At 67.8% G+C, this 13189-nt stretch carries 14 protein-coding genes and 1 tRNA gene; 4 read left to right on the plus strand and 11 right to left on the minus strand.

Annotation, left to right across the window (positions count from 1 at the left end; translation table 11 throughout):
* Nucleotides 1–11: 11 nt before the first annotated feature.
* From OHA72_RS07870 to OHA72_RS07890, 5 genes are all read right to left on the minus strand, one after another.
* The gene (locus tag OHA72_RS07870; RefSeq protein ID WP_327007181.1) at nt 12–1529 is read right to left on the minus strand and encodes a peptidoglycan D,D-transpeptidase FtsI family protein; all 1518 of its coding nucleotides are present in this window, start codon (nt 1527–1529) and stop codon (nt 12–14) included.
* Nucleotides 1526–3028, minus strand: a complete 1503-nt coding sequence (locus OHA72_RS07875) for an FtsW/RodA/SpoVE family cell cycle protein (RefSeq protein WP_442788533.1) — start codon at nt 3026–3028, stop codon at nt 1526–1528. Before OHA72_RS07875 ends, OHA72_RS07870 begins: the two co-directional genes overlap by 4 nt.
* 42 nt (nt 3029–3070) lie before the next feature.
* The gene (locus tag OHA72_RS07880) at nt 3071–4474 is read right to left on the minus strand and encodes a BofC C-terminal domain-containing protein (protein WP_327007182.1); all 1404 of its coding nucleotides are present in this window, start codon (nt 4472–4474) and stop codon (nt 3071–3073) included.
* The gene (locus OHA72_RS07885) at nt 4471–4950 is read right to left on the minus strand and encodes an FHA domain-containing protein FhaB/FipA (RefSeq protein ID WP_327007183.1); all 480 of its coding nucleotides are present in this window, start codon (nt 4948–4950) and stop codon (nt 4471–4473) included. Before OHA72_RS07885 ends, OHA72_RS07880 begins: the two co-directional genes overlap by 4 nt.
* Before the next feature lie 89 nt (nt 4951–5039).
* Complete coding sequence (locus tag OHA72_RS07890; protein ID WP_033359881.1) at nt 5040–5816, minus strand: FHA domain-containing protein; 777 nt, start codon at nt 5814–5816, stop codon at nt 5040–5042.
* A 159-nt stretch (nt 5817–5975) separates the two neighbouring features.
* Between OHA72_RS07890 and OHA72_RS07895 the strand changes: the two genes are divergently transcribed.
* The 3 genes from OHA72_RS07895 (at nt 5976) to OHA72_RS07905 (ending at nt 8195) form a co-directional block, all read left to right on the plus strand.
* A tRNA-Leu gene (locus tag OHA72_RS07895) sits at nt 5976–6061 on the plus strand.
* Between the two features lie 250 nt (nt 6062–6311).
* Complete coding sequence (locus tag OHA72_RS07900; protein WP_327007184.1) at nt 6312–7385, plus strand: NAD-dependent epimerase/dehydratase family protein; 1074 nt, start codon at nt 6312–6314, stop codon at nt 7383–7385.
* Between the two features lie 3 nt (nt 7386–7388).
* Complete coding sequence (locus tag OHA72_RS07905) at nt 7389–8195, plus strand: WecB/TagA/CpsF family glycosyltransferase (protein ID WP_327007185.1); 807 nt, start codon at nt 7389–7391, stop codon at nt 8193–8195.
* Nucleotides 8196–8285: 90 nt separating this feature from the next.
* Here OHA72_RS07905 and OHA72_RS07910 read toward each other — a convergent pair whose 3' ends face one another.
* The 5 genes from OHA72_RS07910 to OHA72_RS07930 form a co-directional block, all read right to left on the minus strand.
* Nucleotides 8286–8582, minus strand: a complete 297-nt coding sequence (locus OHA72_RS07910; RefSeq protein ID WP_327007186.1) for a hypothetical protein — start codon at nt 8580–8582, stop codon at nt 8286–8288.
* Nucleotides 8583–8705: 123 nt separating this feature from the next.
* Entirely contained in the window at nt 8706–9707 is a 1002-nt protein-coding gene (add, locus tag OHA72_RS07915; RefSeq protein ID WP_327007187.1) for an adenosine deaminase, read from the minus strand.
* Nucleotides 9708–9820: 113 nt separating this feature from the next.
* A complete protein-coding gene (locus OHA72_RS07920; protein ID WP_327007188.1) occupies nt 9821–10309 on the minus strand; it encodes a hypothetical protein in 489 nt (162 codons plus the stop codon).
* Between the two features lie 150 nt (nt 10310–10459).
* The gene (locus tag OHA72_RS07925) at nt 10460–10687 is read right to left on the minus strand and encodes a DUF397 domain-containing protein (RefSeq protein WP_327007189.1); all 228 of its coding nucleotides are present in this window, start codon (nt 10685–10687) and stop codon (nt 10460–10462) included.
* Nucleotides 10687–11487 carry a helix-turn-helix domain-containing protein gene (locus tag OHA72_RS07930; RefSeq protein ID WP_442788534.1) on the minus strand — a complete coding sequence of 267 codons (801 nt, stop codon included), beginning with the start codon at nt 11485–11487 and terminating at the stop codon, nt 10687–10689. The genes OHA72_RS07925 and OHA72_RS07930 overlap by 1 nt, the downstream gene beginning before the upstream one ends.
* Nucleotides 11488–11882: 395 nt before the next feature.
* Here OHA72_RS07930 and OHA72_RS07935 point away from each other — a divergent pair, with 395 nt between their 5' ends.
* A complete protein-coding gene (locus OHA72_RS07935) occupies nt 11883–12140 on the plus strand; it encodes a hypothetical protein (protein WP_327011498.1) in 258 nt (85 codons plus the stop codon).
* 155 nt (nt 12141–12295) lie between these two features.
* Here OHA72_RS07935 and OHA72_RS07940 read toward each other — a convergent pair whose 3' ends face one another.
* Entirely contained in the window at nt 12296–13081 is a 786-nt protein-coding gene (locus tag OHA72_RS07940; protein ID WP_327007191.1) for a PASTA domain-containing protein, read from the minus strand.
* Nucleotides 13082–13189 lie beyond the last annotated feature (108 nt).

Here is a 13189-nt window from a genome sequence, read left to right on the forward strand (position 1 = left end):
CGCGCACCTCATTATTTGATGCCCTTTTCGTCCGCGTATGCCTTCATGACCAGGCCGGCAATGCGAGCCGCCTCGGCGCTGCCACCCTTGCCAGCGTTCTCGAGGAAGACCGCGACCGAGATGATCGGCTTGCCGTCCTTCAGTGCGAAGCCGATGAACCAGCCGTGGTCGCCCACGTCGTCGCCGTCCTCCGCCGTTCCGGTCTTACCACCCACCTGCAAACCGGCGACGTTGGCGTTGCGGCCGGTGCCGTCACGCGAGGTGACGACACTGAACATCATCTGCTGCAGCGCAGAAGCTACATCGCCGCTGATCGGGCGGCCCAGCTCCTTCGGGTCGGTCCGGTCGGCGTTGGACAGGTCGGCGTTCTGCAGACGGTCGACGATGTAGGGCCGCATCTCGCGCCCCCCATTGGCGACCGTCGCCGCAATCATGGCGCCTTGCAGCGGAGACATCTTCACTTCCCGCTGTCCGATGCTCGACTGAGCCACGGCCGGCGGGTCGACGACGCCGTTGTCGGCGGTCATGGGGCCGGTGTGGCTGGCCGCGACGTTGCAGTAGTTCTTTTCCTGGTCCTCGATGAAGCGCGGCTGGGCCTCGAAGCCGAACGCCTGCGCCATCGACTTGAGCCTCTCCGCGCCGAGCCGCTCAACGCCCATGCGGGCGAAGACCGTGTTGCACGAGACGGTCAGCGCCTGCTTCAGTGTGATCTGCTCGGGGCAGATGCCCTCGTGGGCGTTCTTGATACGGAACGACGAGGTCTGCGGCGGCTGGTAGAACTCGCCACCCTGCACGGTCGAGTCAGGCGTCAGCGACGAGTCCGCGGACAGCGCCGCCGCCGACGTGATGACCTTGAACGTCGAACCGGGCGGGTAGATCTCCTGCACCGCACGGTTGAGCATCGGCTTGGACGGGTCTGCGTCCAGCTTGTTGTAGTTGGCGCTGGCCGCGTTGATGTCGTGCGTGCTCAGCAGGTTGGGGTCGTAGCTGGGCAGCGACACCTCGGCGAGCACCGCACCGGTCTCGGGGTTGAGGGCGACGACCGCGCCGCTCTTCGCCTTCACCTTGTTGGTGCCGAGCTGGGTGTACGCGGTCTCCTGCGTCGCCTGCGACAGCGTCAGCAGCACGTTGCCGCCGGCGACGTCCTTGCCCGTGAACAGCCCGGCGATCCGGTCGGCGGCCTGCTTGTCGGAGGTGCCGACCAGGAAGTCGTTGTTGAGCTTCTCGAGGCTCGTCGCGCCGAGGTTGACCGGCTTGAAGCCGACCACGTGCGCGTACTTGTCCTTGAGCGGATACGTGCGGAGGAACTTCAGCGTGTCGCCGGTCTCCTGGGCGTCCGCGATCGCGATGCCCTGCGCGTTGATGATCTTGCCGCGGGCACGCTCGTATTCGCTGGCCTGGACCCGCCCGTTGTGCGAGTTGGTCCTGTAGTCGTCGGCCTTGACCACCTGGCGGTAGTTCAGATTCACGAACAGCATCGCGAACAGCACCAGCGCCACGACACCGACCCGGCGCAGTGGGGCGTTCATCGCACGACCTCCGTGGGAAGCTCTTGGATCTGGACCGGCGCGCCGCCCCCACCACCGGTGGACACCCCGCCGAGCCCGATCGACGGCGCACCGCCGGCCGGGCGCCGCGACGCATCGGAGATGCGCAGCAGCAGACCGATCAGCAGCCAGTTGGCCACCAGCGACGAGCCACCCGCCGAAAGGAACGGCGTGGTCTGCCCGGTCAGCGGGATGAGCTGGCTGATGCCACCCACAATGACGAACACCTGCAACCCCAGCGTGAACGCGAGGCCGCCGGCGAACAGCTTGCCGAAGGAGTCCCGCACGTTGATCGCGGCCCGCAGGCCCCGCTCGACCAGGAGCAGGTAGATCACCAGCAGGGCGGTCAGGCCGAACAGCCCGATCTCCTCGCCCAGCCCGGAGAAGATGAAGTCGGTGCGGACCTCGGGGACCTTGTTCGGCTGGCCGGCACCCGGCCCGGCCCCGGTCAGGCCGCCGGTGCCCAGCCCGAGCAGCGACTGGACCAGCTGGTAGCCCTTGTCGTCCGCATCGGCGAACGGGTCGAGCCAGGTCGTCGCGCGCTCGGAGAAGTTGAGGAACGGCCCGCCGACGGTCTTGCCGAGGAAGTACGCGAGGAACGCGCCGCCGAGAAAGAAGCCGAGACCGATGATCAGCCAGCTGACCCGCACCGTCGCGATGTAGAGCGTCACGACGAACATGCCGAAGTACATGAGCGACGTGCCGAGGTCCTTCTCGAAGATGAGGACCATCAGCGACAGCAGCCACACGAGCACGACCGGGCCGAGGTCGCGGCCGCGCGGGAAGTCGATGCCGAGGAACCGCTTGCTCGCCATCGACAGCACCTCGCGCTTGCGCACCAGGTAGTAGGCGAAGAAGACCAGCAGGCAGATCTTGGCGAACTCGCCCGGCTGGATCGAGAAGCCGGGGAACTTGATCCACAGCTTGGCGCCGTTGATCGAGGAGAACCGGGCCGGCAGGACCGCCGGGATGAGCACCAGCACGATGCCGGCGAGTCCCAGCGTGTACGCATACCGCGACAACGACCGGTGGTCCCGCACGATCAGCATCAGGATGACCGCGCCGATGACGGCCGCGGCGGTCCACCCGAGCTGCCGGAAGCCGTCGCCGCCGAAGACACTCAGGTCGGCGCGCAGCGGCGCCTTGGTGCGGGCCAGGTCCAGCCGTCGCAGGAACGCGACGCCGATGCCGTTGATCAGCGCGACCGCCGGAAGGATCACCGGGTCCGCGTACGGAGCGAGGATGCGGATCGCGATGTGGGCCGCCGCGAAGATGATCGCGAGGATCGCGGTCTGCATCCAGAAGTCCGGGGTGACCTCGCCGATCGCGTTGCCCTCGACGACCGCCGCGTAGATGACCAGGATGACGGCGACGAACAGCAGCAGTCCCAGTTCGACGTTGCGTCGGGTGCGCGGCCGCGGCGCACCGGCCCCGTCACCCGGGTCCATGGGTGACGGGGAAGGGATGGCTGTTGCGGTCACAGCAGGATTCCTCTTGGCCTCGCGGTCTGCGTCATCGACAGATCAGCAACTGGCGGTCGGGGTCGGGGTCTCGGACGTCATCGTCGGTGGGGCCTCGGTGCTCGCCGCGGCCGACGTCGGCGCCGTGGAGCCGTTGAGGGTCGTGCCGGGCGCTGCCGCACCGGTCGAGCTCAGGCTCGGCGTCGGAGTCGGGCCACCGGTCGGGCACGCCTGCTTCCGCGACGGGTTGTCGGGATCGGTCAGCGCCGCCAGCTTGTCCTTGGCCTGCTCCAGGCTGTCGACCTGGATGCCCTGCTTGACGGTGCTCTGCGCGGCCGGGGTGAGGTCGTCGAGCTTGAGCGTGCTCTGCTCGTAGACCTCCGACAGCTCGATCCACGCGATCCTGCCCGGGACGCCCTTGAAGATCGCGACGGTGCCGTCGTCGGTCGCACCCACGTAGTAGCGCGACTGGGTGACGCTCCACCCGTACCAGAGGCCGCCGCCGAGCACGCCGAGCAGCACGACGAGCAGCAGCACGGTGCGCACGGGATGGCGCTTCGGCCGGGCGGCCTCGTCGCGGGCGTTGGCCGCGGCGCGGGCCCGCGCCTCTTCCTCCGGCTCCGGCACCGGCGGGCGCGGCGCGGCGAGCGCGGCACCCCGGGCCGAGGACATCGACTGGTCCGCGGACGTGGCCATGCCCCGGTCCTGTGCGGCCGCACCCCCGACGATCGGCCGCTCCTCGACGATGTCCTCGTCGGTGACGTCGGCGACGATCACGGTGATGTTGTCGGGGCCGCCACCGCGCAGCGCGAGCTCGATGAGCCGACCGGCGCACTGGTTGGGGTCGACGTAATCCCGCAGCGTCGACTCGATGGTCTCGGCGCTGACCACGCCGGAGAGCCCGTCGCTGCAGAGCAGGTAGCGGTCTCCCGTCTTGACCTGGCGCACCGAATACTCGGGGTCGGCGTCGCGGCCGTCGAGAGCCCGCGTCAAGAGGGAACGCTGGGGATGGCTGTTGGCCTCCTCCAGGCTGATCCGGCCCTCGTCGACGAGCATCTGGACGTAGGTGTCGTCCTTGGTCACCTGGGCGAACTCCCCGTCACGCACGATGTACGCGCGGGAGTCACCGATGTGGACCATGCCCATCTTGCTGCCGGAGAACAGCATGGCGGTGAGGGTGGTGCCCATGCCTTCCATGGCGGGGTTTTCCTCGACCGCGTCCCGGATCTGCTGGTTGGCCAGATCGACGGCGCCGCGAAGCGTGTCGATCATGGCGTTGCCGGGCACATCTTCGTCGAGTGGCGCCATGGTGGCGATGACAATGTTGCTGGCGACGTCACCGGCGGCCATGCCGCCCATGCCGTCTGCCACGGCGAGCAGCCGCGGTCCGGCGTAAACGGAGTCCTGGTTGCCACTCCGAATCAGACCGCGGTCACTGCGGGCCGCATAGCGCAAGGTGAGGGTCATGGCCGTAACTCGAGAGAAGTGCGGCCGATGCGAATCGGCACGCCGAGGGGGACGGGGGTAGGGGCGCCGACCTTGGTCTTGTCGAGGTAGGTGCCGTTGGTGGAGCCGAGATCCTCCAGATACCACTGGCCGGCGCGAGGCACGAGGCGGGCGTGCTTCGCCGACGCGTAGTCATCGGTGATCACCAGCGTCGAATCCTCGGCGCGGCCGATCGTGATGGGCGCCTCGCCGAGCGTGATCCGGGTGCCCGCCAGCGAGCCGGCGGTGACGAACAGCTGGTGTGCGGTCTTGCCGCGCTTCACCTTCGCAGGACGGCCAGGAGCCGTCGCCGCACCAACCCCCCGGGGTGCGGCGACGATCCGGCTCGTCCGTGAGCCCGCGAACAGGTCCCGCCGGATCACTCCCACCACCGTGAACACGAAGATCCACAGGAGCACGAGCAACCCGTAGCGGGCGACCGTAATGACAAATTCCATCTACGACCTATCAGGGGCCTGGTGAAGGCCCGGTCGAGCAGGTGCACTCATCCAGATCCGCCTAACGTCGACCACGTGGTGCAGTAACTTCAGCCATCCACGCGGTAGGTGAGCGTGGTCGTGCCGAGCTGGATCATGTCACCCGGATTCAGCGCGACCGCGGAGACGCGTTGCCCGTTGACCATCGTGCCGTTCGTCGAGCCGAGATCGGTGAGCACCACCTGCGCACCGTCAAAGTCGAGTCGCGCGTGACGCCGCGAGATGCCGACATCTGGCAGCCGCATGTTGGCCTGGTCGCCCCGGCCGATCACGGTCGAGCCGATCGACAGAGGGTAGCTGCGCCCGTCGCCGGACACCAGTCGTACGTTGCGGGCGGGCCCACCGGGGCCGCCGGCACCTGGCCCGTAGCCACCGCCCTGGTTGTAGCCGCCATACGGATCGGGCGCGGCCTGCGGCGCGACCTCGCCGCCCGTGTAGACCTCGGCCGTCACCCGGAACATGCCGGTGTCGAGGCCGTCACCCCGCTCGATCTCGACGATGACGTCGCCATAGACCGTCCACCCCTGCTCGCCGATGAACTCCGCCTGTGACTGGGCGAGCTCCTGGGCGAGCGCGGCGGCATACGGCGCCAGCCGACTGTGGTCATAGGGCGAAAGGTCGATCACGTAGCGATTCGGCACGAGCGTGCGCCCGCCAGCCAGAATCGCCTTGTGGGCTTCCGCCTCCCGTTGCATGGCGTTGAGGATCTCCACGGGGTGGACGACCCCCTTGAAGACCTTTGCGAAGGCCCCCTCGACCAGGCCCTCTAGGCGCTTCTCGAAGCGCTGCAGCACACTCACCGGTTCCTCCTCGGGTTCCGAGGTCATGATGGTATCCGGACGTCGCACGCCCTGTTGCAAGCTGACCGGTCAGCCCGTGCTACTCTTCCGTGGCGCCCAGGGCAGCCTAGTCCCTACCCGGTCAAAACGCCGAGTTGGGACACGCTACTCTGAGCACTGCCAGACGACAGGCTCGCCGGTCGTCAAGGGGAAGTGGCGGAATGGCAGACGCGCACGGTTCAGGTCCGTGTGCCCGAAAGGGCGTGGGGGTTCAACTCCCCCCTTCCCCACCACGTTGGACGCTCCCTGCTCACGCTGCGGGGAGCGTTCGCCGTTTACGTGGTGGATCCTCCGCGCGAGACTTCGTCTCGCGCCCCGGTGGGGGAGCTTCGCTCCACCCACACCCCCTCAAACGCGTCGGTGGTTGAGGTTCGTCCGTTCGTCTCTCGCTCCTCCTTTGGCGTTGGTACTGCGTCAAAAAGCTGACTGCACGGTGCGGGGTATGCTCGGCGCGACCTGCTGGAGTCGCAAGGAGTTCTTCTCGTGAGCGTCGTCATCGTCACCGGGTCTGCCGGGTTGATCGGGTCTGAGGCCGTTCGACATTTTGCCTCGTTGGGGCTGGATGTCGTGGGCATCGACAACGACATGCGGAAGCAGTTCTTCGGGGCTGAAGCGTCGACCGCCTGGAACGTCGTCAGGCTGGCGAGCGACCTCGGGGATGCGTACACGCACCATGACGTGGACATCCGGGACCGGGACGCGCTGGCGGCAATCTTCAAGCGGTATGCCAAGGATGTGGCGCTGGTCGTGCACACCGCGGCGCAGCCGAGCCATGACTGGGCGGTGCGGGACCCGTTCACCGACTTCGACGTGAACGCGGGCGGCACGCTCAACATGCTGCAGAACGTGCGGGAGCACTGCATCGAGGCGCCGTTCATCCACTGTTCGACCAACAAGGTGTATGGCGACCGGCCCAACAGCCTGCCGCTGGTCGAGCAGGAGACGCGGTGGGAGATCGAGGCGGGTCACCCGTACGAGAACGGGATCAAGGAGGACATGTCGATCGACGCGTGCCTCCACTCCGTCTTCGGGGCGTCCAAGGTCGCGGCCGACGTCATGGTGCAGGAATACGGGCGCTACTTCGACATGAAGACCGCGTGCTTCCGTGGCGGGACGCTGACGGGGCCGGCGCACTCGGCGACCGAGCTGCACGGCTTCCTGGCATACGTGATGCGCTGCAACATGGAGCGCCGGACCTACCGGATGTTCGGCTACAAGGGCAAGCAGGTCCGCGACGCGATCCACTCGCACGACGTGACCAGCGCGTTCGAGGCGTTCTTCCGCAGCCCGCGGTCCGCGGCGGTGTACAACCTCGGCGGCGGCCGGCACTCGAACACCTCGATGCTGGAGGCGTTCGCGGAGGCGCAGCGGATCACCGGCAACGAGATGGTCACCGAGTATCACGAGGCCAACCGGGTCGGCGACCACCAGTGGTGGATCGGGTCCAACGAGCGCTTCCAGCTGGACTACCCGGACTGGAAGCAGGTCTACGACGTGCCGATGATCTGTCAGGAGATCTACGAGGCCAATGTCGACAAGTGGACCCCGGAAGCCTGACCAGTGATCGACCAGGGCAAGCAGAACGTCCTCGGCGTGCAGGTGAGCGCCGTCGACTACGACAGCGCCGTCGACAAGGTCATGAGCGCCGCACGGGACGGCCGGTCCTTGGCCGTGACCGCGCTCGCCGTGCACGGCGTGATGACCGGCGTGCAGGACAAGGCGCACGGCGCCCGGCTCAACGCCTTCGACCTGGTCACACCCGACGGGCAGCCGGTGCGCTGGGCGCTCAACCTGCTGCACCGGGCCAGGCTCGCCGACCGGGTCTACGGGCCGGAGCTCACGCTGCGGGTCCTGCGGGCCAGCGCCGAGCAGGGCCTGCCGGTGTACCTGTACGGCTCGACCCAGCCGACGCTGGACCTGCTGGTGCAGAAGCTGCACGAGCGGTTCCCCGCGCTGAAGATCGCCGGCATGGAGGCCTCGAAGTTTCGCGCGGCGCAGCCGGGCGAGCCCGAGGAGATCGCCGCGCGGATCAAGGAGTCCGGGGCGCGCGTGGTCATGGTCGGCCTCGGCTGCCCCCGGCAGGAGGTGTTCGTCTACGGCATGCGCCACCTGGTGGACGCGCCGATGCTGGCGGTGGGCGCCGCGTTCGACTACCACGCCGGCGGGTTGAAGAACCCGCCCGCGTGGATGCAGAAGTACGCCCTGGAGTGGCTGTGGCGGCTCGGCCTGGAGCCCAAGCGGCTCTGGCGGCGCTACATCCTGCTCAACCCGGCCTATCTGGCCCGGCTCGGCGCGCAGAAGACGCGCCTGTGGCGGGCGACCCCGCCCGCACCTGCGACCGAGCAGCTCAGCACGTTCGCGGTGTGAGGCCGCGCCGGAAACGGGCGGCGTCCAGCCTTCGGAGCCAGCAAACAGCCGGCGCCCCGTGCAGGGTGCCGGCTGTTCGACGTCTGGAACTCAGCGACCGGTGATCGCGTCGACCTTGACGGTCCGGCGCTTGAAGGTGCCGCGCTTCTCCAGCGCGCGCTCGGCCGGCACCAGCATGAGCGCCAGCGGCGCGGCGATGTACCAGCGGTCGAGCATCACGTAGGCGACGATGTTCATGACGACACCGAACGCGTAGAGCGCGATCAACCAGTCGACACGCTTCTCGCCGATTCCCCGCTTGTGGTAGGCGTCAAGGACGCCGAACGCGCCGATGCTGAGGGCCAGGAGGCCGCCGCCACTCATGATTGCGAACATCAGATCAGACACGTCACTCACCCTTGCCTCCCCGTTACCACCAGCGAACCTGCCCAAAGCTAAGCGGACATTTCAAGATCGACCATCAACTTTGCGACACCGACCTAGGCCGAACGTAGCCAGCCAATCGGACATTCAGCCGATATCACTGATCTTGCTTCTCAGCAGTGCCCGGGTGACGTCGTCGCAGGCAGCGCCCGCGACACCTGCCAGATAGGCATCCCTCGCACCAAGACCGAGATCGGCAGCGACCCGGTGCTCTTGAGCCAGATCGGTGTTGAACATCGCCGGGTCATCGGTGTTGACCGTGCACGGCACACCGGCCGCCACCAGCGCGGGAAGCGGGTGTTCGGCCAGCGAGGACACCGAGCGGGTCCGGACGTTCGAGGTCGGGCACACGTCCAGGACCAGGCCACGATCGACGATTTCCGCCAGTACACCGGCATCCTCGACGGCACGGATGCCATGGCGTAGCCGGTGGGGTGCGAGGGTCAGGATCTCGCGGACCGACTCGGCGCCGGCCGACTCGCCGGCGTGCGGCACGATGGCCAGTCCGCCCTCGCGGGCCAGGTCGAACGCCTTCGCATAGGGCCCCGCGGGGCCGGCCTGCTCGTTGCCGCCCAGGCCGAGGCCGACGATGCCCCGGTCGGCGTAGCGGACGCTCCACCGCGCGACGTCCTCGGCCAGGTCCACCGGCATGCCACGGTAGAGATCCGGGGTCAGCCGGACGATCACCCCGTGCCGTTCCTGCGCCTCGACGATGCCGTCGGTGTAGCCCTCGTACAGGTCTTCCCAGGCGACACCGCGTTGTGCCCGCTCGCCGGGGGAGAAGATCGCTTCCAGGTACACCGCACCGTGCGACGCCGCCACGCCGGCGTAGTCGACCACGATCTGCCGGAAGTCGGTCGCGGTGCGCAGACAGTTCGTGGTGAGGATCCAGACCTCGACGAACTTCTTGAAGTCGGTGAACTCGTAGAGTCCCTGCACGCCTTCGACGGTGTCGACCGGCAGCGGCAGGTCGTTGCGGCGGGCGATCTCCAGCAGCGTGGCTGGTGGGATCGCCCCCTCGAGGTGCACGTGCAGCTCGATCTTGGGGAAGCTCATGGGTTTCAAAATAGCGACGGGCCCGGCGCGCACGCGCGCACCGGAGCCCGTCCGACCTCCCCAGGCCGCGTCTCCCTGCGTTTCTACGGCATGGGATCCGACCTGTCGACAGCCGAACTGGTGCGCTGGCACACGCTTGTCGGGGACTACTTGAGCCCGCGCGCCTCCTGCGAGTAGATGAGCTCCAGGATCGAGCGGGCCGCCTCGAACCAGCGGTCCAGCCACTCCTGCTGCGGCATCGTGCCCTTGGGCGGCAGCTCCAGCAGCAGCCCCCGCAGCAGCGGGTGGTCGGCCATCGAGCCGCTGGGGCCGTCCAGCCAGGAGTCCTGCAGCACGTTGGATCGGCCGAACATCGGCTCGGTCAGCGGTCCGAGGTCCGCCACCAGCGATGACTCGGGCAGCTTCGGCGGCGTCAGCGACGCGGCGATCGGGGAGTTGTCCAACGGCAGGGACGCGCGGTCCAACGGCGAGGACGGGCGGTCCAGCGGGGAGCCGTTGCGCGGCGACAGGTCATCGATCGGCCCGTCGCCGATGACGTCCCGGCGCCCGCCCGGGCGGTAGCTTCCGAGCTGCCCGGAGAAACGGTCGTCGGTCTTCGACGATCCGTTGCCGAAGTTGTCGGGGCCATTGTTCATCGGATACAAGCCTTATCTGACTCGGGTGTGTTCGGGTCTCCGGTGGAAGGTGCCTGAGCGCTCATCGAATACAACGATGACCGGCCCGGTCCGCAACGGCGGTACCACCGTCGCGGGCCGGGCCGGTCGATTTCAGACCTGGCGTTTCACTTACGAGAGGTCGAATTCCCCGTCCTTGGTGCCACCGACGAAGGCCAGCCACTCCTCCGGGGTGAACAGCAGAACCGCCCCGGCCTTGTCCTTCGAGTCCCGGAGCGCGACGGCCCCGCCGACGAACGCAACCTCGACGCAGTTGTCCGAGTACGGACCGCTACGGGTGCTCTTGCGCCAGCCCGCACCCTCGAGATTCACGCTGAAGCCCTTGGCCTCGATTTCCACTACAGCTCCTTTGTCAGCTTCACGATCATTGACACTGACTCGTCCGGACGGAGTGCGTTGGCGCGCAAGTAGTCAAAGATGAATCCGTAGCGCTGAAGCTCGTCGTCCTTCTCGAGAAAGAGACCGCCAGCCGCGTTCGAGGCGAACACGAAGTTTTGCCCAGCGGACTCGTCGTACAGCAACATCGTGAATGTCCCGTCCATCCCGGCATGTGCGCCGGCGGAGAAGGGCAGGACCTGGAGGGTCACATTCGGCCACGCGGCCGCCTCGCTCAGGTGCTCGAGCTGGCGGTGCATGACCGCTCTTCCCCCGACTGGGCGGCGCAGCACAGCCTCATCCAGCACCACCCAGAGATCAATCGGGTCATCCTGAGTGACCAACGACTGGCGGCCTATACGGACACGGACACGTTTCTCAACCTCCGTGACGCTGATGTCCGGGCGGGCCGCATGGATCATGGCCTGCGCGTACTCCTCGGTCTGGAGCAGACCGGGCACGACGAGCGCCTCGTAGGAGCGGATGTGGTCGGCGGCCGCTTCGAGGCCGACGTAGGCACCGGTGAGCACGTCACCGTAGAGCTGCCACCAACCCTTCTGGCGCGCCTCCCTGGCGATCTTCAGCAGCTGTTCGGCGTATTCGGGCTCTACGTTGTAGATGTCCAGCATGTCCCGTACGTCGCGCGGGGTGACACCGGTCTGTCCCGTTTCGATCCGGGAGATCTTGGACCCTGAGCATTCCAACCGCTCTGCGACATGATCAATAGTTACGTGCGCCGCCTCGCGGAGACGGCGCAATTCCATACCGAGCTGTCTCCGTCGCAGCGTCGGGCTGCCTCGTCGACTTGCCACGCGTCGCACCTCCGCCGGGCCACGTAATTCCGATACGTATAGATCAGCGCAACATCATGAAGCTGCGCAACCGGCTCAGGCACGACATTCTCACCATCCCCTGCTGACCCTGCCACTCGGGAGTGGCTCACTCATACGTGGGATGGATTTTCGTCATGCAAGTTGCAATGATCACTATCCTGAGGCAATCTGTGGGTGTGGCGGCGGTCACGGTCCGTTCATCATCGAGCCATCGAGACGACCTGGTCACCACCGCGGACGCAGCGACAAACGATCGAGCCGATCGGCGGTTACGGCATTGCCGTGACCGACCTTCCCCATGCCGACGGATGACGGGAGTCTTGACTGTGTTACCGAAGACCGGTGACGTGCTGCGCGTTACCAAGGCCGCGAGTGTGCAGTTCGTGCAGCCGATCCTGTTCCGGGTGATCCGCGTGCACGACTGGCAGACCTACGACGGATGGGCATGGCTGGACGGATACCAGCTCAACGCGACGGGCGATGCGGTCGAGCGCCGGTCGATCTTCGTCCAACCGCAGGGACTCCAGCCGGGATCCGTCAAAGTCACCCAGAGAGCGGTCAGCCGGGTACCGGTCCCCGCTTGACCGTTCGGATGATCCGAAGCTGACCGCAAGTGCCGTCATTGTCATGGCCGCCGCCTGCGTCGCCGCCGCCGCGCTCACCGCGCTCACTGGTTGCGGCGCAGGCCGCACGCCCGCGACGCTGACGCTGCTGGACGCCGGCCGCCGCCATGAGCTGATCAACTTGTCGGCGGTGACACCGGACTCTTCGGCGGTGCCGCGGTCGGTGCGGTCGCGACGTACAGGGTGACGGTCTCGCCGACCGCGATCACCGCTCCTGGGCCGGGGTCGGACTCCAGGACCTCGCCGGGCTGCACCGAGCCGTCGGCACGGCGCACGACCTTCACCTCGAGGCCGAGCTGCTGCAGCTTGATCGTCGCCTGGGCGAGGGTGTTGCCGCGCAGCGGCGGGATCGCGACGGCGGTCGGCGGGGCGCCCGTCGTCTCGGACGGGGCGGCGGACGACGGCGCCGCGCTCGTCGGCTGGGGAGTCGGCGACGGCTCGGCGACGCTGGTGCCGGCTGCGGTCGGCAGCTGGTCCGGCGGCGCGTTGTCCCCGTCGGCGGTCGCCTGATAGATGAGGTACAGCCCGACGCTCAACGCCCCGATCAGGACCAGCGCCACGACCCCGACGATCACGGGGGTGAACCAGGACCTGCCCTGATACGGGTCCTCCTCGATCCATTCCTCCGGGGCCGGCCGGCGCAGCGCGGGGTCACCCGGTTGGGGGACGTTGGCGCGGGCCGACCATCGGGGCGGCTCGTCGTGGCCGAGGGGACCGCCGATCCTGGTCGCACCGCTGTCGTCGGGGCGCAACGGCGAGGTGCCGCCGCCGATCCTGGTCGCGTCCGGGTCCGTCGACCAGGGGTCGACCGGCTCCGCCGGCCCGATCCTGGTCGCATCCGGGTCTTCTCCCGAGGGCCTCGGTCGGTCGAACGGGGCGGTGTCGTCCGGCTCGTCAGGCATAGGTCCCAGTTCACCACCTTGTCCGACATGTCGCGTGCCGGTGCACAGGTTGCCCACCTCAGGTCCACCCTCCGCGACCGCCGCCAGCACCGCCTGACGTTCCTCTGA

This window comes from Dactylosporangium sp. NBC_01737 (assembly GCF_035963215.1).
Lineage (GTDB): Bacteria > Actinomycetota > Actinomycetes > Mycobacteriales > Micromonosporaceae > Dactylosporangium.

Excerpts from the sequence above, each read along its gene's own strand:
- OHA72_RS07870 (WP_327007181.1), bottom strand. The coding sequence starts at position 1,529 with ATGAACGCCCCACTGCGCCGGGTCGGTGTCGTGGCGCTGGTGCTGTTC.
- OHA72_RS07885 (WP_327007183.1), bottom strand. The coding sequence starts at position 4,950 with ATGGAATTTGTCATTACGGTCGCCCGCTACGGGTTGCTCGTGCTCCTG.
- OHA72_RS07880 (WP_327007182.1), bottom strand. The coding sequence starts at position 4,474 with ATGACCCTCACCTTGCGCTATGCGGCCCGCAGTGACCGCGGTCTGATT.
- OHA72_RS07930 (WP_442788534.1), bottom strand. The coding sequence starts at position 11,487 with ATGGAATTGCGCCGTCTCCGCGAGGCGGCGCACGTAACTATTGATCAT.
- OHA72_RS07920 (WP_327007188.1), bottom strand. The coding sequence starts at position 10,309 with ATGAACAATGGCCCCGACAACTTCGGCAACGGATCGTCGAAGACCGAC.
- OHA72_RS07940 (WP_327007191.1), bottom strand. The coding sequence starts at position 13,081 with ATGCCTGACGAGCCGGACGACACCGCCCCGTTCGACCGACCGAGGCCC.
- OHA72_RS07890 (WP_033359881.1), bottom strand. The coding sequence starts at position 5,816 with ATGACCTCGGAACCCGAGGAGGAACCGGTGAGTGTGCTGCAGCGCTTC.